General features: G+C 63.9%; 15 protein-coding genes and 1 riboswitch. Of the genes, 2 read left to right on the forward strand and 13 right to left on the reverse strand.

What is annotated here, in order from left to right; all coding sequences use genetic code 11:
- Positions 1–95: 95 nt before the first annotated feature.
- The 4 genes from ribB to B3361_RS19865 all read right to left on the reverse strand — a co-directional run bounded on the left by ribB (position 96) and on the right by B3361_RS19865 (position 4,086).
- Positions 96–746: a 3,4-dihydroxy-2-butanone-4-phosphate synthase gene (gene ribB, locus B3361_RS19850; RefSeq protein ID WP_054904362.1), complete on the reverse strand. Its 651-nt coding sequence runs from the start codon at positions 744–746 to the stop codon at positions 96–98.
- Between the two features lie 80 nt (positions 747–826).
- A riboswitch (FMN riboswitch) is annotated at positions 827–968 on the reverse strand.
- Positions 969–1,063: 95 nt separating this feature from the next.
- Positions 1,064–1,966: an alpha/beta hydrolase gene (locus B3361_RS19855; protein WP_054904361.1), complete on the reverse strand. Its 903-nt coding sequence runs from the start codon at positions 1,964–1,966 to the stop codon at positions 1,064–1,066.
- 81 nt (positions 1,967–2,047) lie between these two features.
- Positions 2,048–3,394: a HAMP domain-containing sensor histidine kinase gene (locus B3361_RS19860; protein ID WP_286920330.1), complete on the reverse strand. Its 1,347-nt coding sequence runs from the start codon at positions 3,392–3,394 to the stop codon at positions 2,048–2,050.
- Positions 3,394–4,086 carry a response regulator transcription factor gene (locus B3361_RS19865; RefSeq protein WP_029886276.1) on the reverse strand — a complete coding sequence of 231 codons (693 nt, stop codon included), beginning with the start codon at positions 4,084–4,086 and terminating at the stop codon, positions 3,394–3,396. The genes B3361_RS19860 and B3361_RS19865 overlap by 1 nt, the downstream gene beginning before the upstream one ends.
- A 181-nt stretch (positions 4,087–4,267) precedes the next feature.
- Here B3361_RS19865 and B3361_RS19870 point away from each other — a divergent pair, with 181 nt between their 5' ends.
- A complete protein-coding gene (locus tag B3361_RS19870) occupies positions 4,268–6,445 on the forward strand; it encodes a TonB-dependent siderophore receptor (RefSeq protein WP_286920331.1) in 2,178 nt (725 codons plus the stop codon).
- A gap of 284 nt (positions 6,446–6,729) precedes the next feature.
- Here B3361_RS19870 and B3361_RS19875 read toward each other — a convergent pair whose 3' ends face one another.
- From B3361_RS19875 to B3361_RS19915, 9 genes are all read right to left on the reverse strand, one after another.
- On the reverse strand, positions 6,730–7,431 hold the full coding sequence (locus B3361_RS19875; RefSeq protein WP_054904358.1) for an XRE family transcriptional regulator: 702 nt from the start codon (positions 7,429–7,431) through the stop codon (positions 6,730–6,732).
- A 176-nt stretch (positions 7,432–7,607) separates the two neighbouring features.
- Positions 7,608–8,135 (reverse strand): inorganic diphosphatase, encoded by a 528-nt coding sequence (ppa, locus tag B3361_RS19880; RefSeq protein WP_003255365.1) that lies wholly within the window; start codon positions 8,133–8,135, stop codon positions 7,608–7,610.
- 93 nt (positions 8,136–8,228) lie between these two features.
- Positions 8,229–9,044 (reverse strand): zinc-dependent peptidase, encoded by an 816-nt coding sequence (locus B3361_RS19885; RefSeq protein WP_029886279.1) that lies wholly within the window; start codon positions 9,042–9,044, stop codon positions 8,229–8,231.
- Positions 9,045–9,053: 9 nt separating this feature from the next.
- Entirely contained in the window at positions 9,054–9,701 is a 648-nt protein-coding gene (locus B3361_RS19890; protein WP_009685738.1) for a DedA family protein, read from the reverse strand.
- Between the two features lie 189 nt (positions 9,702–9,890).
- A complete protein-coding gene (locus B3361_RS19895) occupies positions 9,891–10,349 on the reverse strand; it encodes a GNAT family N-acetyltransferase (RefSeq protein ID WP_029886280.1) in 459 nt (152 codons plus the stop codon).
- Between the two features lie 108 nt (positions 10,350–10,457).
- Positions 10,458–11,276, reverse strand: coding sequence for an ethanolamine ammonia-lyase subunit EutC (gene eutC / locus B3361_RS19900; RefSeq protein ID WP_054904357.1), 819 nt, complete (start codon positions 11,274–11,276; stop codon positions 10,458–10,460).
- A gap of 8 nt (positions 11,277–11,284) precedes the next feature.
- Positions 11,285–12,679, reverse strand: a complete 1,395-nt coding sequence (locus B3361_RS19905; protein ID WP_009685741.1) for an ethanolamine ammonia-lyase subunit EutB — start codon at positions 12,677–12,679, stop codon at positions 11,285–11,287.
- Positions 12,680–12,725: 46 nt separating this feature from the next.
- Positions 12,726–14,174 (reverse strand): ethanolamine permease, encoded by a 1,449-nt coding sequence (gene eat, locus B3361_RS19910; protein ID WP_009685742.1) that lies wholly within the window; start codon positions 14,172–14,174, stop codon positions 12,726–12,728.
- A 262-nt stretch (positions 14,175–14,436) separates the two neighbouring features.
- Positions 14,437–15,957 (reverse strand): aldehyde dehydrogenase family protein, encoded by a 1,521-nt coding sequence (locus B3361_RS19915; protein ID WP_009685743.1) that lies wholly within the window; start codon positions 15,955–15,957, stop codon positions 14,437–14,439.
- A gap of 255 nt (positions 15,958–16,212) precedes the next feature.
- Here B3361_RS19915 and B3361_RS19920 point away from each other — a divergent pair, with 255 nt between their 5' ends.
- The gene (locus B3361_RS19920; RefSeq protein ID WP_054904356.1) at positions 16,213–18,213 is read left to right on the forward strand and encodes a sigma-54-dependent Fis family transcriptional regulator; all 2,001 of its coding nucleotides are present in this window, start codon (positions 16,213–16,215) and stop codon (positions 18,211–18,213) included.
- Positions 18,214–18,237: the final 24 nt, after the last annotated feature.

Genomic DNA, 18,237 nt, shown 5'->3' on the forward strand with positions numbered 1-18,237 from the left:
ACTTCTTGGGGGCAGTCCAGGTCCATCACAGCCTTCAAGCGCTGCGCCATACCTGTGGGAGCGGGCGTGCCCGCGAATTGCCCCAAAGTGGCTTATCAGGCCGGCTCGGCTTCCAGCGCCACCATCGCCTCCCGGTACCGCGCCAGCTCTTCGATGGTCAGCACCGGCAAATTGTACTGCCGCGCGTACACTGCCACCTGTTCGCCACGGGCCATGGTCCCGTCCGGGTTCATCAGTTCGCACAGCACCGCCGCCGGGCGCAGGCCGGCAAGGCGGGCCAGGTCCACCGAGCCTTCGGTATGCCCACGGCGGGCCAGCACGCCGCCATTGCGCGCACGCAGCGGGAATACATGCCCCGGGCTGACGATATGACGCTGTTCGGCGCTGGAACGCAGTGCCGCAGCAATGGTGGTGAGGCGGTCCTGGGCAGAAACCCCGGTGGTGATCCCTTCGGCCGCCTCGATGGTGACGGTGAAGCCGGTGCCATGGCGGGCCTGGTTGTTCTGCACCATGGGCGCCAGCTGCAACGCATCGACGGTGGCTTCGTCCAGGCACAGGCAGACGATACCGCTGCAATCGCGAATCATCATGGCCATGGTTTGCAGCGTAATGTTTTCGGCGGCGGCAATGATGTCCGCCTCGTCTTCGCGGTCGTCATCGTCCAGCAACAGGACAGGGCGCCCAGCCTTGAAGGCGGCGATGGCGGCGGAAACATTGGGGTAGTGCGCGTGGTGCTGGGTGGACATGAAACGCTCCTCGTGAATGATCGATGAACGTCTCGGGGCGAACAAAATGCGTGCGCAGGGGCGCCCGGATGGCCCCCGCCTGACGCCTTCTTTCATCCGGACTATGACCGTCGGCTCTGGAGTTGCACCAGATCTGCTGACCCCCGGCATGGCCGGGGCGCTCGCGGGCTCATCTTTCGATTTACCGCCGGTGGGGACTTTCACCCCGCCCTGAAGACCGCCACAGCATACCGCACGTGGCCACCCCGCTGGCAAGCCGCGGTTCTACGACCTTTGGCGGTAGCGTGGGGCGGGCGTTGTGGAAGGTGCTGACAGGCTTACCGCGACATCCCATCAATCACCTGCTTCAGCGAGGCCGGCAACATTGGCCCATGCCCCAACCCGGCAAACCGCTCGAAACGAACCTGCAAGCCTGGCACCCTGGCCAGGCTTGCCACCAGCTCACGCGCCGGCCGCTCGACATCGCCTTGCACCTGCGTGCGCGGGTTCGCCGGCTCTTCACTGCCACGCATCAGCAACAGCCGCGGCCGGCTGCTTCCCAGGCGCTGTTCGAGCCCCTGCGCCTCACCCGCGATCGCGCCGTCGTGCCACCATAGCGAAGGGCTGGCAGCCGCATAGTCGCTGAATGACCAAGGCCGGGTGAAAAGCGCATGCAAAACGGCCAGCCCGCCATAGGAATGCCCCCACAATGTCTGCCGTTGCAGGTCGATCGGTGCCACATCTGCCACCATCGCACGCATGCGCCCGGTCAGCAGGTCCAGGAAAACGTCGGCACCGCCACTGGGCGCTCCGGTCAGTGGGTCAAGCTGCTCAGCCTGGCCAGGCACCGCCGGGGTGTAATCCCGGGTGCGCCCGGCACGGTCGATACGCTGCTCGGTCTGGTACCCCACCGCCACCAGCAATGGCGCCTGCCCTGCGGCAAGCCGGCCCAGTTGCTGGCCATCCAGTGCCCCCAGCGCGGCATTGCCATCGAGCATCCACAGCACCGGGTAGCCCGCCGCTGGCGCCGGCTGGTTCGGTTTGCCGACCCACAGCCGGTAATGCCGCTGGCCGTCGGCCGAGTCCAGGTCGAGCTGAGTGAAGCGGTAGGCCAGGTCATGGCGCTGCAGCAGTGAGGTGTCCATCTTCTGCTCATGGTCGGGCTGCGCAAGGGCAACATGAGCAGCAAGCGGCTGTGCCAGGCACAGTGCCATCGTCACGGCCAGGGTCAACTTGCTCATCAGGCATCTCTTCAGGGGTTTGCAGGCGCGCAAAGCGGGAACAGCAGGATGATAATCAGTCCTGATTGAGGGTAAAGCGCATTAACTTTCTAAACAGTCCCGGGCCGCCGGCAAGGTCATGTGCAGGCATAGGCCAGGGTGGGCATTGCTGGCCCACAAGCGGCCACCCTGCAGTTCGATGGCGCGGCGGGCGATGGCCAGGCCCAGGCCAAAGCCAGCGCCACTTTCGGTCAGCCGCTGGTAAGGCTGGAAGATGCGCTCCAGGTCGGCGTGCGCGACCCCCGGCCCCTGGTCACTCAGGCGCAGGTGCCAGTAATCCCCCTCGCGCCAGCCATCCAGGCTGACCCGGCCTTCGGCGGGCGAGTGGCGAACGGCATTGCGGATCAGGTTTTCCAGGGCCTGGGCCAGGCTGTCGAGGTTGGCCTGCACCCGGCACGCGGTGCCCAACGAACAAGGCAGGCGGCTTGGCGCCCAGCCACTTTCGAAACAGACGTCCTGGCACAAGGCTTCCCAGACGGCCACCATCAGCACCGGCTCGGTCGGCAGGCTGGGCTGTTCGGTGTCCAGCCAGGCCAGGTCCAGGGTGTCCTCCAGCAGCTTTTGCATGTCGGCGACTTCGCGGTCCAGGCGCTCGCGCAACTGCGGCGGCGGCAAGTCGCTGTCATGGGCGATGCGCAGCCGCGCCAACGGCGTACGCAGCTCGTGGGACAGCGTACGCAGCAGCAGGCGCTGTTGCTCCAGGCTCTGGCGCAGGCGTACCGCCATGTGCTCGAAGGCTTGGGCCAGCTCACCCAGCTCATCGCGGCGCTCCTGCAACGGCAGCGCGGGGCTGTCGAGGTCGTCGGCGCGCAAGCCGTCGGCCCGGTCCCGCAGGCGGTTCAGGGGAACTACCAGATGGCGGTACAGGGCCAGGCCCAGCAACAGGGCAAGCAGGGTGGGGGCGACCCCATGGGTGATCAGGTGGGTCCAGGGTGTAAGGCCAGTGGGTAGCAGGCGTTCGGGTAATTGCATCACCAGCCGGCCGTTTTCGGGGTGTTGCGGGAACGCGATGCTGACGTACGGCAGTTCGTCCTGCAGGCGCCGGCTCATGGGCCAGTTCAGCTTGCGCATGAAGGTAAGGTGGCTGGCCTCCTCGGCGCTCAGTGGCGTGGTGCCCAGGCTTTGCAGGTGGGGGCCGATCAAGGCTGCCCAGGTGCCTTCGGTACGTTGCAGCTGCCTGCGCCAGGCTTCGGCGCCCGTGGCGCCGCCTTGGTTCCAGGCGTGTTCGGCCTGTTGCGCGTAGCGCGCCAGGTATTGCTGGTCAGCCGGCGACAGGAAGTAGGTACTGCGTTCCACCGACAGCCCCCAGGTCCAGATCAGCCAGGTCAGCAGCAGACAGAAACCGACCTGCAACAGGGCCAGTTTCCACAGCAGGGGGTGCCGCCGCATCAGGGCTGGTCCGTGTCTATCAGGATGTACCCTTGGCCCCTGACCGCCTGGATCTGCAAGTGCTGGGCGCTGATGTCGGCCAGCTTGCGGCGCAAGTTGCACACATGCACATCCAGGCCACGGTCCAGGCGCGTGTAGGCGCGGTGCAGCACGGTCTGGTAGAGGAAAGGTTTGCTCAAGGCCTCGCCGGGGTGAGCCCGCAGCGTGGCCAGTAGGCGGAATTCGGATGCGGTCAGCCCGGCAGGCCTGCCTTGGTGAAGGGCGTCCTGGCGTTCATGGTCCAGCATCACTGCCCCCCCATCGGCCCGCAACGCCGGCCCGCGGTCGAGCGCCACGCGCCGCAGCAGGGCATCGACCCGGGCGTCGAGTTCGGCCAGGCTGAACGGCTTGGGCAGGTAATCGTCCGCGCCCCGGGTGAAGCCACTGATGCGATCCTGTTCGGCCCCCAGCGCCGACATCAGCATCACTGGCACCGCTTGCTGGTGGCGCAGTTCGTCCAGCAGGCTGAGGCCGTCGATGCCCGGCAGCATGATGTCCAGCAAAACCAGGTCGAAGCGTGATTGCCGTATGGCATTCAGGGCCTGGCTGCCATTGGCGCAGGCCAGCACCTGAAACCCACGGTTTAGGAAATGGCGTTCCAGGTCCTGGCGCAGGCGTGGGTCGTCTTCGGCAAGGAGCAGTGAGGTGGGCACGTTGAGCCTTGAATGAGAATTTCTATCAGTTAGCCATCATCCCATTGACCGTGGGGCGAGGGCAACGCCGCAATGTGTTAAGAAGGTTAATCATGCTGCACCCCGGTTTTCGCTCCGGTATCTTCCGCAAAAAGCAATTTCTGTCGTTTGCGAATTATTATCAATTGGGCGAGGGTGTGTCATGAGCGGTTTGATCAGTGTGGGGGGCCCGCGACGGGTGCGGGGCTGGCTGGTAGTAGGGCTGCTGGCGCCCTTTTCGGTGTCGGCACTGGCTGAAACGGTAGCGACGCAGGCGGCCGGTGGTGGCAACTCGCTCGACCTGCCGGCACTGACCATCGAGGGCAACCGCCTGTACGACATGCTGCCTTCGGAGCAAACCGGCGGCTACAGTGTCGATGCTGCAACCGTGGGCACCAAGACCCCGGCGGCGCTCAAGGACATCCCGCAGTCGATCACCGTGTACACCCAGGATTACGTCAAGGATCGCCAGTTCGTGCACCTGGATGACCTGGCCAAGTACACCGCCGGCCTGCGGACCCTGACCAACGACAGTGGCCGCTCGTCCATCTATGCCCGTGGCTACGAGTACAGCGAGTTCAATATCGACGGGCTACCGGCGCCCATGGCCAGCATCTTCGGTACTGTGCCGTCGTTGGCAGCGTTCGACCGGGTCGAAATCATGCGCGGCCCGGCGGGGCTGTTCAGCAGCACCAGCGAGCTGGGCGGCATCGTGAACATGGTGCGCAAGCGCCCCACCGCCGAGTTCCAGGGCCACGTCGAAGGCAGCTATGGCACATGGGACACCAACCACGAAGAACTCGACCTGAGCGGGCCGCTGGACGATGCGGGTCGTGTGCGTGGGCGCTTCATCGCTTCGCGTGATGACACCAATGGCGAGGTCGACTACAACGCCAACACCAGCAATAGCTACTATGGTGCCCTGGACATCGACCTGAGCGACGCTACTGCCGTGTCGTTCGGCCTGATGCACGAAGTGAAGAACATCACCCCGCATAATGGCTACCCGGCCACCTTGTCGGGTGAGGTGCCCGACTTCAGCCATTCACGCTTCCTCGGGGCCGACTGGAACTACTTCGACGGCAAGACCACCGACCTGGTCGCCGAACTGACCCACCGCTTCGACAACGGCGGTTACGGCCGTATTGCCGCCCGTGGCTCCCACCGCGACACCCAGTACCTGTACGCCTTCACCGCCACCAACGCCACTACCGGTGGCAATTCCGAGCGTGCCAGCGCCCGCGATTTCACGCAGGACACCTACTCGCTGGACGCCAGCTACAGCCAGCCGTTCGAGACCTTCGGCCAGGTCAGCGAGTTCGTGGTCGGCAGCGACTACAAGAACTACGACACCGAGTACCTCAATGGCACGACCAACCTGGGCGCCATCAACGTCAACACCTACTCGCCAAAGCAGTTTGCCAAGCCGTCGCCCAACTACAGCAGCGAAACCGGTATGCAGGAAGAGGAATATGGCCTGTACTCCAAGGTTACCTTCCGCCCCGTCGAGCGCCTGGCGTTGATCGCCGGTGGGCGTTTCAGCTGGTACCGCGGTGACTTCTACACCACCACCCTCGGCAGTGGCGCCAGCACCAACGACAGCAAGCGCGTCGACGGCCACTTCACCCCCTACGGCGGCGTGGTCTACGACCTCACCGACACCCACGCGCTGTACGCCAGTTATTCGCAGGTGTTCAAGCCGCAGTCAGCCACCGACAGCAGCGGCCGGGTGTTGAAGCCCCGGGAAGGCGAGCAGTATGAATTCGGCTTGAAAAGCAGCTACTTTGGGGGCGACCTGAACACGCGGTTGTCGGTATTCCGCCTGACCGACAAGCACCGTGCTACCACCCTGTACGACGCCGATGGCGTGGCGACCACCGACTCGGTAGCCGCCGGTAAAACCCGGGTCAAGGGCGCGGAAGTGGAAGTAAGCGGCAAGCTGACGCCGAACTGGGAACTGCTGGCCGGCTACACCTGGATGGAAACCGAAACCGTCGAGGGCGATGCCGAGACCACGTTCTTCATCATGCCGCGCAACCAGGCCTCATTGTGGAGCAAGTACACCATCAGCCGAGGCCCGTTGAGCGGCCTGGCAATCGGGGGCGGTATTTCGGCGATGAGCAACTTTTACGCCGAGAACGGTGGCGTGCGCATCGATGCGCCAGGGTATGCCACGGTGGATGCGATGCTGTCGTACCCGGTCACTTCGCAGCTGACCGCCACATTCAACGTCAACAACCTGTTCGACCGCGATTACTTGTCGCGCGTGGGCTCGACGTCGACCTTCAACTTCTATGGGCCGTCGCGCAGCATGATGGTGGGCGCGCGCTATGACTTCTGAGGGTTGCTCTGGCTGAAAGCGCTCTGCCCGGGCGGGCGGGCGAGTATGCGGGGGCATTAAAAAGCCGGCTTGTGGCCGGCTTCTCGGGGACGCTTCCGACTAATTTATGGTAAGCCGCAATCGCCTTAACTGTGTGGCCACAAGGGCCTGGAAGAGATGGCAGACACCCGTGTGAGATGTCGCCGAGCCCTCTGGACTGCGGCTTGCGCCGGTCGGGGCTGAATGTGCGGCGTAGCATACAAGGGCACGCTCTGGATGCCCAGCAAAAAATGGCACAGGGTGTTTCAACCGGGCCGCTGCTGGCGAAAATACGACCAGTGGAACACCCATCCAAGCACTTCCAGGCCCTGCGCCTGGCGCTGCGCCGGGGTATAGCGCTCAACCGCATAGTTGCGCCGGTCATGGCTGTGCAGGTACAGCGTGCCATGTTGGCCGAGGCTGAGGGTATTCACCCGCAGCGCGCCGTTGTGCAGCAAGGCGTAGGTTTCGCCCTGGAACACCTGGGTCATGCTCACGTCGATCACCAGCACCGCCTCCTGCGGGATCAGCGGCAGCATGTTGCTGTCGGGCATCGTCACGCTGATTGCATCGTCGGCCCGAACCCCCAACCCCTGCAGCGCTTTTGCCGGCAGGCGCAGGTGTTTGCTGGCGACTGGGCTGAGCAGGCCGTCATGCAGTTCGTAGTACGGCACCTTGACCAGCCGGCCATGGTCCACCAGCAGCGGGGACGGCGCAGGCGTGTGCAACTTTCGCGGCCGGGCGTTGCGCAGGATCGGGCTGGGGTTCTTGGGCCCTTCGCCCGTGTGCAGCCAGCGGCGATGCACACAGAACAGGTCTGCCATTTCGTCCAGCCGTGCCAGGGGCACGCCGCGCTTGACCCAATTATTGACGTGCTGCGGTGTGACGCCGCGTTGGGCAGCGAAATCGGAAGGGGTAAGGCCGCATTCGTGAAGCAGGGCCCTGAGGCGGTCACCGGAGGTCTTCATGCCAGCGAGTGTAGCGGCGCGGTGCCAGCAAGGATATCAACTTGATGTTGACGGGGCTTGTATGAAAAGTGGCTGGTTGTAGGGCACAGCTGTAGGGCTGTGTAGGAGTATTCGCCGAGTACAGCGATTGGCCATAAAAAAACCCCGCCATGGCGGGGTTCTTCCTGCAACCGGTATCAGCCCTTGTAGGCAGCGACCGATTTGGTGATCGCGGCACGGGCAGCGTCAGCGCCTTCCCAGCCTTCGATCTTGACCCACTTGCCCTTCTCGAGGTCTTTGTAGTTGGCAAAGAAGTGCTCGATCTGCTGAATCAGCAGGGCTGGCAGGTCGGTGTATTCCTTCACGTCGACGTACAGCTGCGACAGCTTGTCGTGAGGAACCGCGATGACCTTGGCGTCGCCGCCGCCGTCGTCGGTCATGTTCAGTACGCCAACCGGGCGGGCGCGGATAACCGAGCCTGGGGCGACCGGGTACGGGGTAACGACCAGCACGTCGAGCGGATCACCGTCGTCCGCCAGGGTGTTCGGGATGAAGCCGTAGTTGGCTGGGTAGAACATCGGGGTAGCCATGAAGCGGTCGACGAACAGCGTGTCGCTGTCCTTGTCGATCTCGTATTTGATCGGCGCGTGGTTGGCCGGGATCTCGATGGCGACGTAGATGTCGTTCGGCAGGTCTTTGCCCGCCGGAATCTTGCTGTAGCTCATTGGGCAGTGCCCCCGTGTTTGACCAAAAAAGTGGCGACGATTATAGGCACATTCTGCCGGGGCATGCCACGCCTGGCCTGATGTGCGGCCGCGTCAGGCGTGGCTTTCGCGGTAGTCGGGGTGCTCGGCCTGAAGCCGGCGCAGGCGCGCCAGCGGGTCTTGCCGGTAGAACAGCGCCAACTGCTGATAGACCAATGGATAGGCCTGATGGAGCAGGTCGGGGGCACTAAAGAAGTATTCGCTGGTGACGGCAAAAAACTCGGCGGGGTTCTCTGCCGCATAGGGGTCGATGGCGGTTTCGGCGTCGGGGTTGGCATCGAGCTGGCGGTTGAGGTCGTCGTAGGCCTGTTGCATGGCGGTGGCCCACTCGGCCACGGGCATGCCGCTGTGCAGCGGCGGCAGGCCGTTGGCATCGCCATTGAGCATGTCGAGCTTGTGCGCCAGTTCGTGGATGACCAGGTTGTAGGCCTCCCAGCCGCCACTGGCCAGTACGCCGTTCCAGGCCAGGATGATCGGGCCCTGCTGCCAGGCCTCGCCACTGTGCTCGCCGTCCCACACGTGCTCCACGCCACTGGCATCGCGGTGGCGCTGCGGGCTCTTGAAGTCGTCGGGGTAGAGCACGATTTCGTGAAAGCCCTGGTACCAGTTCAGTTCGCCCAGGTGCAGCAGTGGCAGTTGCGCCTGGGCGGCCAGCAGCAGCCGCTGCTGGTCGCCCAGTTCAACGCCCGGCAGGCACGTGAGGTGCTTGTCGAGCAGGAACAGGATGCAGGCTTCGCGCAGCCAGTGGTCTTCTTCGTCGGTGATGCCGTCCAGCATCGGCAGGCATTCGCGTACGGCCTGCCATTGCTGTGGCGTGATCGGGTAGCGTGCCAAGGCCCGCTTGCGCCGCCAGGCGCGGAACGACCACATGCTGGCCGGTCAGTGCGCCTTGGCTGCGCGGCCCAGGCGGGTACGCAGCAGGCCGAGGATCATCGGGACCAACGACAGGATGATGATGCCCACTACCATCAGCGACAGGTGTTGCTTGATGAACGGCACGTTACCGAAGAAGTAGCCCAAGGTGACCAGGCCACCTACCCACAGCAACGAGCCGGCCACGCTGAAGCCCAGGAAGCGCGGGTAATGCATGTGGGCAATACCGGCCACGAACGGGGCGAAGGTGCGCAGAATGGGCAGGAAGCGCGCCATGGTCACGGTCTTGCCGCCGTGGCGCTCGTAGAAGTCGTGGGTCCGCTGCAGGTAATCGCGACGGAAGATCTTCGAATTGGGGTTGTTGAACAAACGCTCGCCTGCCGTGCGCCCGATCACGTAGTTGGTGCTGTCGCCCATGATTGCAGCAGCCATCAGCAGGCCGGCCAGCAAGACCGGGTCCATGCCGCCCCCTGCGGCTACGGCGCCGGCGATGAACAGCAACGAATCGCCCGGCAGGAAGGGCATCACCACCAGCCCGGTTTCACAGAAGATCACGGTAAACAGGATGGCGTAGATCCAGGGGCCGTAATTGGTGACCAGCAAATCGAGGTAGGCATCGAGATGCAGGATAAGGTCGAGCGGGTTGAAATCCATGTACAGCACCTGTGTTCTTGGGCGTAGGCTCGGTTTACCGGCGGATCGGTAAATTTTCACACATGACAGGCCGGCCATTATACGGCTAAGTGACGATCATGCCCGGGGAGTTTGTAGCGGGGGGTTACTGCACGCGGTAGTGCCGTATCCGCCCCTGGGTGGGCTTGCCCGCGCAGGGGCGGACGCAGGTCAATCCGGGTTGATGGGCAGAATGTAGCTCTTGAACTCGGTATCTTCACGAAAACCGATGGACTCGTAGGTCTTGTGCGCCGTGTCATTGTTGCTGCTTGTGGACACCCGCATGCGCACGGCGTTGGTGTCCTTGGCCATTTTCTTCGCTTCGCGCATCAGGTGGTCTGCTACCAGCATGCGCCTGGAGTCTTCGGCCACGTAGATATCGTTGAGGATCCATACCCGCTTCAGCGACAGCGACGAGTAGCTCGGGTACAACTGGCAGAAGCCCAGCAGCTTGTTGTCGTCATCATCGGGGAGTGCCAGGTAGATCACCGATTCGTCCCGCTGCAGGCGTTTTTCCAGGAAGCTGCGCGAGCTGTCGGGATAGGGCAGTTGCCCATAGAATTCACGGTATTTGACGAACATAGGCGTCAACAGGTCGAGGTGTTCCAGTTTTGCCTTGATGATGCGCATGTGCGGCCCTCAGAGTCCATTAGGGAAAACAGCGGATTGCCAGCAGCTTCGAGGGCATGCTGCCCCAAGCCCGGCCCGCGGCGCAATCCGCTTTGCATGACAGGGTGTTCAGCCCTCGCCAAGCAGGAAGTTGCCTCGCTGCGCGGGGCCATGTTCGCTGTCGATGCTATGGACCTCGGCTTCGTCCTTCAGATTCACCCCCGACAGCTGGCGCCGGCAGGCTTCACGCATCAGGTACAGCAGGCGGTGTGCGGCCATGCCATAACTCAAGCCCTCCAGGCGTACGTTGGAAATGCAGTTGCGGTAGGCATCGGTCAGGCCGACCTTTGGCGCATAGGTGAAATACAGCCCCAGGCTGTCGGGCGAACTGAGCCCGGGCCGCTCGCCGATCAGCATTACTGTCATGCGAGCGCCCAGCAGTTCACCCACCTCATCGGCCACTGCCACGCGGCCCTGCTGCACCAGCACCACCGGTGCGCTGGTCCAGCCGTCGGCGGCGGCCTGTTCCTCGAACCGGCTCAGCAACGGCAAGGTATGCCGGTGCACGGCAAGCGCCGATAGGCCATCGGCAACCACGATGGCCAGGTCGACCCCGCCTGGGTTGGCCTGGGCGTGCTGGCGCAGGGTGGCGACCGATGCTTCGTTCAGGCGCCGGCCCAGGTCGGGCCGTTGCAGATATTCGTGGCGGTCGCTGGCGGCGCTGTGCAGCACCAGGCTTTCGCGGCCGCGTTCAGCCAGCTGGGTAGCCAGGCCAGCGTGGTCGAACGCCAGGTGCACGGCATCACGGGCCTGGGCATGGGCGAACTGGAAGTCCAGTTGCGCCCCGGTCGGCAGGCTGGTACCGCTGCGGCCCAGGGCGATACGCGCCGGGGTCAGCGTGCGCAGGGCCAGCCAAGGGTTTTCAGGGGTAGGGGTGTGATGGTCCATGGTGATCCCTATGCAAGCTGTGCCAAGGCCTGGCGGAAGGCCGGCGGCAGGTTGTCACCGAAGCGCACCCGGCCATCGGCCTGGGTGAAGATGCCGGTGTGGGCCAGCCATGCCTCGAATTCCGGCCCGGGCTTCAGGCCCAGGGTCTGGCGCGCGTAGAGCGCGTCGTGGAACGAGGTGGTCTGGTAGTTGAGCATGATGTCGTCGGAGCCGGGGATACCCATGATGAAATTGATCCCGGCCACACCCAGCAGGGTCAGCAGGGTGTCCATGTCGTCCTGGTCGGCCTCGGCGTGGTTGGTGTAGCAGATGTCGCAGCCCATCGGCACGCCCAGCAGCTTGCCGCAGAAGTGGTCTTCGAGGCCGGCGCGGATGATCTGCTTGCCGTTGTACAGGTACTCCGGGCCAATGAAACCGACCACGGTGTTGACCAGGAACGGCTTGAAGTGGCGGGCCACGGCATAGGCGCGGGTTTCGCAGGTTTGCTGGTCGACCCCGTGGTGGGCATTGGCCGACAGCGCACTGCCCTGGCCGGTTTCGAAGTACATCAGGTTCTGCCCCAGGGTGCCGCGCTTGAGCGAAAGGCCGGCTTCGTAACCCTCCTGCAGCACGTTCAGGTTGATGCCGAAGCCGGCATTGGCCGCTTCGGTACCGGCGATGGACTGGAACACCAGGTCCAGCGGCACGCCGCGGTTGATCGCTTCGATGGAGGTGGTGACGTGGGTCAGCACGCAGGACTGGGTGGGTATGTCGTAGCGCTGGATGATGGCATCGAGCATTTCCAGCAGGGCGCAGATCGAGGCAATGCTGTCGGTTGCCGGGTTGATGCCGATCATGGCATCGCCGTTGCCGTACAACAGGCCGTCGAGAATGCTGGCGGCAATGCCGGCCGGCTCGTCCGTCGGGTGGTTGGGCTGCAGGCGGGTCGACAGGCGCCCGCGCAGGCCCATGGTGCCGCGAAAACGGGTGACCACACGGATTTTTTGCGCCACCAGCACCAGGTCCTGCACGCGCATGATCTTCGATACCGCCGCCGCCATTTCCGGGGTCAGCCCTGGCGCCAGGGCGCGCAGGCTGTCCTCGTTGGCCTCTTCACTCAGCAACCAGTCACGCAGGCCGCCGACGGTGAGGTGGCTGACCGGCGCAAATGCCTGGGCATCATGGCTGTCGATGATCAGCCGGGTGACCTCGTCGGCTTCGTAGGGGATCAGGGCTTCGTTGAGAAAATGCGTCAGCGGGATATTGGCCAAGGCCATCTGCGCGGCTACGCGCTCGCCGTCGTTGCTTGCCGCAACGCCTGCCAGGTAGTCCCCGGAGCGCGCCGGGCTGGCCTTGGCCATGACATCCTTGAGGCTGTCGAAGCGGTAGACCAGGTGGCCGACCGTGTGTACGAAACTTGCCATACAGAATCTCCAGAGCCGCGGGTTGCCCCGCGGCGGGTGGCGCCGGTCAGTGCAGAGCCTCTTCGGCCTGCTGGATCGCGGCGAATTCCTCTTCCGGGGTGCCCGCTACCAGGTGGTGGCGGCTGTAGAAAGCAAAGTAGGCAATTAATACCGCATAGATCACTGCGGCGCCAATCACCACGCGCGGGTCCACCAGGAAACCGGCGACCACGGCGATGCACGCCAGCACCAGGGCCAGGCCGGAGGTGAAGATGCCGCCAGGGGTACGGTACGGGCGCTCCATCTTCGGCCGGCGGATGCGCAGGGTGATATGCGCGGCCATCATCAGCACGTACGACAGCGTAGCGCCGAATACCGCGACCAGGATCAGCAGGTCGCCCTGGCCAGTCAGCGACAGCGCAAAACCGATGATGCCAGGAATGACCAGGGCCATGACCGGCGCCTTGCTCTTGTTGGTTTCCGACAGCTTGCGCGGCAGGTAGCCGGCGCGGGACAGGGCGAAAATCTGCCGCGAATAGGCATAGATGATCGAGAAGAAGCTGGCGATCAGGCCGGCCAGGCCGACTAGGTTGACGAAGCTGCCCATCCAGGTAGCGCCGCCGTAGGCTTTGGCCAATGCTTCGACCAGGGGGTTGCCGGAAGCTTTCAGCGCCTCGGAACCCGCGCCGCCAGGGCCGACCACCAGGATCAGCAGGGCAAAGGCCAGCAGCACCAGCATGGCGCCGATCAGGCCGCGTGGCAGGTCACGCTTGGGGTTCTTGGTTTCTTCGGCGGCCAGAGGCACGCCTTCGACGGCGAGGAAGAACCAGATGGCATACGGGATCGCCGCCCATACCCCGACATAGCCGAACGGCAGGAAGCTGCTGGCGCCGACAGCGTCCGTTTTGGCGATGTCGAACAGGTTGGCTGCATCAAAATGGGGCACCATGGCCACCAGGAACACCGCCAGGGCAATGGCGGCGATGGCCGTGATGATGAACATCAACTTCAGTGCTTCGCCCACCCCGAAGATGTGGATGCCGATGAACACCACGTAGAACGCCAGGTAGATCATCCAGCCGCCAATGCCGAACAACGACTGGCAGTAGGCGCCGATGAAGGTCGCGATGGCGGCGGGGGCGATCGCGTATTCGATGAGGATCGCCGTGCCGGTAAGGAAACCGCCCCAGGGGCCGAAGGCGCTGCGGGCAAAGCCGTAGCCACCGCCAGCGGTCGGGATCATCGAGGAAAGCTCGGCCAGCGAGAAGCACATGCACAAGTACATGGTGGCCATCAGCAGGGTCGCGAGGAACATGCCGCCCCAGCCACCTTGGGCCAGGCCGAAGTTCCAGCCGGCGTAGTCGCCGGAAATGACATAGGCCACCCCCAGGCCGACCAGCAGCACCCAGCCGGCCGCGCCTTTTTTCAATTCACGTTGCTGGAAATAGTCCGAACCGACCTTCTCGAAGTCGACGGAAGAGCCTGCCGGCGAGCCGGCGGATTGATCGCTTGGCATAGTTTCACCTGTTGTTTTTCTTGGTGGGCGGAAGGGATCCGCGCCGATGGTGATGGGTACTGCAGGAAGCGAGCCAGGGAGCTGCAAGACTGAAGCTGCAAGCTGCAAGCTGCAAGCTGCAAGCTGCAAGCTGCAAGAGAAAAGCGAGTCGGCGGGCGATTCGCTTTATTCTTGCGGCTTGAAGCTTGAAGCTTGAAGCTTGAAGCTTGAAGCTTGAAGCTTGAAGCTTGAAGCTTGAAGCTTGAAGCTTGCAGCTAGTTGCTTAGAAGAAGCCCAACGGATTGATGTCGTAGCTCACCAGCAGGTTCTTGGTCTGCTGGTAGTGGTCGAGCATCATCTTATGGGTTTCGCGCCCAACCCCGGACTTCTTGTAGCCACCGAACGCGGCATGCGCCGGGTACAGGTGGTAGCAATTGGTCCATACACGGCCAGCCTTGATCCCGCGGCCCATGCGGTAAGCGCGGTTGATGTCGCGGGTCCACACGCCGGCGCCCAGGCCGAACTCGGTGTCGTTGGCGATCGCCAGCGCTTCGGCTTCGTCCTTGAAGGTGGTGACGCTGACCACCGGGCCGAAGATTTCCTCCTGGAACACGCGCATGCGGTTGTTGCCCTTGAGCAGGGTCGGCTGGATGTAGTAACCGGTGGCCAGCGAGCCTTCGAGTTTTTCAACCTTGCCACCGGTCAGCAACTCGGCACCTTCCTGCTGGGCGATCTCAAGGTACGAGAGGATCTTCTCGAACTGCTGCTGCGAGGCCTGTGCGCCAACCATGGTGTCGGTGTCCAGAGGGTCGCCGCGCTTGATCTGCAGCACCTTCTTCATCACCACTTCCATGAACTGCGGGTAGATCGACTCCTGCACCAGCGCACGCGATGGGCAGGTGCACACTTCGCCCTGGTTGAAGAAAGCCAGCACCATGCCTTCGGCCGCTTTCTCGATGAAGCTCGGCTCGGCTTGCATGATGTCTTCGAAGTACACGTTCGGCGACTTGCCGCCCAGTTCCACGGTGGACGGGATGATGTTTTCGGCGGCGCATTTCATGATGTGCGAGCCAACCGGGGTAGAGCCGGTGAAGGCAATCTTGGCGATGCGCTTGCTGGTCGCCAGCGCTTCACCTGCTTCGCGGCCATAGCCCTGCACCACGTTGAGCACGCCTTTGGGCAGCAGGTCACCGATCACTTCCAGCAGCACGGTGATGCCCAGCGGGGTCTGTTCGGCCGGCTTGAGCACCACGCAGTTGCCAGCGGCCAGGGCCGGTGCAAGCTTCCAGGCGGCCATCAGGATCGGGAAGTTCCACGGGATGATCTGCCCGACCACGCCCAGCGGTTCGTGGATGTGGTAGGCCACGGTGCCTTCGTTGATTTCGGCGGCGCCACCTTCTTGTGCACGAATGCAGCCAGCGAAATAGCGGAAGTGATCGACCGCCAGCGGAATGTCGGCATTCAGGGTTTCGCGGATCGGTTTGCCGTTGTCCCAGGTTTCGGTAATGGCCAGCAGTTCGAGGTTCTGCTCGATGCGGTCGGCGATTTTCAACAGCACATTGGAGCGGTCCTGCACCGAGGTGCGGCCCCAGGCGTCGGCGGCAGCGTGGGCAGCGTCCAGTGCCTTGTCGATGTCTTCGGCAGTGGAGCGGGGGAATTCGGCAATCGGCTGGCCGTTCACCGGGGACGTGTTGGTGAAGTATTCACCCTTTACCGGAGGAACGAACTCACCACCGATGTAGTTACCGTAGCGGTTCTTGAAGGAAACCTTCGCGCCTTCGGTACCGGGATGTGCGTAACGCATGGTGTGTCTCCTGGCTATTGTGTTTGTTAGGGAGTTGGAAAGCGTAGAGCAAAGGTTGGGCCAGCGTGGGCGGCACCCGTAAAATCAATGGCTTGGGCGGGTGTGGCGGGCACTTGGCAGCCAGCCTGTGCCGGTTGCGGTACGCCTGGGGGTGACATTTTGTGCCGTTCACGACACGTCACCCGTGGGTGCATTGCAATGCCTTCGCCGGTGGAGGATGCTGGTGGCACGCTCTATCTGCGGAGAACTACAACAATGCAGAGCAATCACTTCAGCCGCCATGCCCGGCAGGTCCACACTGTGGCCCATGGTGGTGCTGGCGAGGGCGTCAGCGACCCCTCCATTGCCCGCTCCTGGTTGCGTTGCCTGGAGGACTACCACCTCGACCCAACGGTGATCGAGGCGCCGGTGGTGCTCGAGCACGGGCGCTTGCTGGAAAGCCGCGAGCGCTTGCGCCAGGTGCTGCAGATCGCCGACCACGAAATGAACAGCCTGCACCAGCAGCTCTCCGGGGCCGGCCATGCGGTGTTGCTGACCGATGCCCGCGGGGTGATCCTCAATTGCGTCAGCGCGGCCAGCGAGCGGCGCAGCTTCGAGCATGCCGGGCTGTGGCTGGGCGCCGACTGGAGCGAGGCGCGTGAAGGCACCAATGGCATCGGCACCTGCCTGGTCGAGCGCCAGGCGCTGACCATCCACCAGAACGAGCACTTCCGCGGCCGCCACACCGGGCTGACGTGCTCGGCCAGCCCGGTGTTCGACCCCCATGGCGAGTTGCTGGCGGTGCTCGACGTATCCTCGGCACGCCCCGACGTTTCACGGCAAAGCCAGTTCCATACCATGGCCTTGGTCAACCTGTCGGCCAAGATGATCGAAAGCTGCTACTTCCTGCGCCATTTCGAGCAGCAGTGGCTGCTGCGTTTTCACCTGCAGGCGGAGTCGGTTGGCCTGTTCAGCGAGGGCCTGCTGGCCTTCGACGGTGATGGCCGGATCTGCGCGGCCAACCAGAGCGCCCTGAACCTGCTGGGCAGCGTACGCAGTGGTGTGCTGGGCCAGCCGTTGGAGCGGTTTTTTGCCTGCAGCCACGATGAGCTGTTCGGCCGCGCCACGCCCGGGGGCAGCACGGCCTGGCCGCTGCGCACCCTGGACGGCCGCCAGGTGTTCGCCAGCCTGCGCGGGCAGGCGCGCGCGCCTGTATGGTCGGTGCCCGTGGCCCAGCCGCGGCCTACGCGTGCTGCAGAGCCGCTGGTATGCCTGCTCGACCCGGCGTTGCAGAATGATTTCCGCCGCAGTGTGCGGGTGTTCGAGCGCGATGTGCCACTGCTGCTGCGCGGCGAGACCGGCTGCGGCAAAGAGGCCTTTGCCCAGGCCGTGCACCAGGCCAGTGAGCGCCGCAGCCAACCCTTCGTGGCCATCAACTGTGCCTCGATCCCTGAAAGCCTGATCGAGAGCGAGCTGTTCGGCTACCGCGGTGGCAGCTTCACCGGTGCGCGCAAGGAAGGCATGCGCGGCAAGCTGTTGCAAGCCGATGGTGGCACCTTGCTGTTGGACGAGATCGGTGACATGCCGCTGGCCCTGCAGACACGCCTGCTGCGCGTGCTGGAGGAGCGTCAGGTAGTGCCGATCGGCGGCGAGCCACAGGCAGTGGACGTGCGCATCGTCAGCGCCACCCACCGTGACCTGCTGCAGCGGGTCGAGCAGGGCAGTTTCCGTGAAGACCTGTATTACCGCCTCAACGGCCTGGAAGTGGCATTGCCGGCCGTACGCGAGCGCAGTGACAAGGCGCAGTTGCTGGACTTCCTGCTGCGCCAGGAGGCGCAGGGCCAATTGATCGACATCGAACCGAGGGCGCGCCAGGCGCTGCTGGACTTCGCCTGGCCGGGCAACGTGCGGCAGATGCGCAACGTGCTGCGTACCCTGGTGGCGCTTTGCGAAGGTGCCCGCATCACTTTCCCGGATCTCCCTGCCATTGTGCGCAGCCACACCGGGTCTGTGGGAGCGGGCGCGCCCGCGAAGCCGTCTGCCCAGTCGACACAAGGCGAGGGCGTTGCCCCGGTTCGCGGGCTCGCCCGCTCCCACAGGTCCGACAATGGACCAGGTGAGGGTATCGAGGTGTTGCAGGACGCAGAACGGCAAGCGCTCATTGAGGTGCTGCAGGCAAAACACTGGCACCTCACCCGTGTCGCCGAACACTTGGGCATCAGCCGCAATACCTTGTATCGAAAACTGCGCAAACACGGCATCACCCGGGGCGACTGAGCGAAACAGCGGGTGCGATTTGTC

It is taken from the genome of Pseudomonas sp. UBA6699, from assembly GCF_002454615.1.
GTDB classification, from domain to species: Bacteria; Pseudomonadota; Gammaproteobacteria; order Pseudomonadales; family Pseudomonadaceae; genus Aquipseudomonas; species Aquipseudomonas juntendi.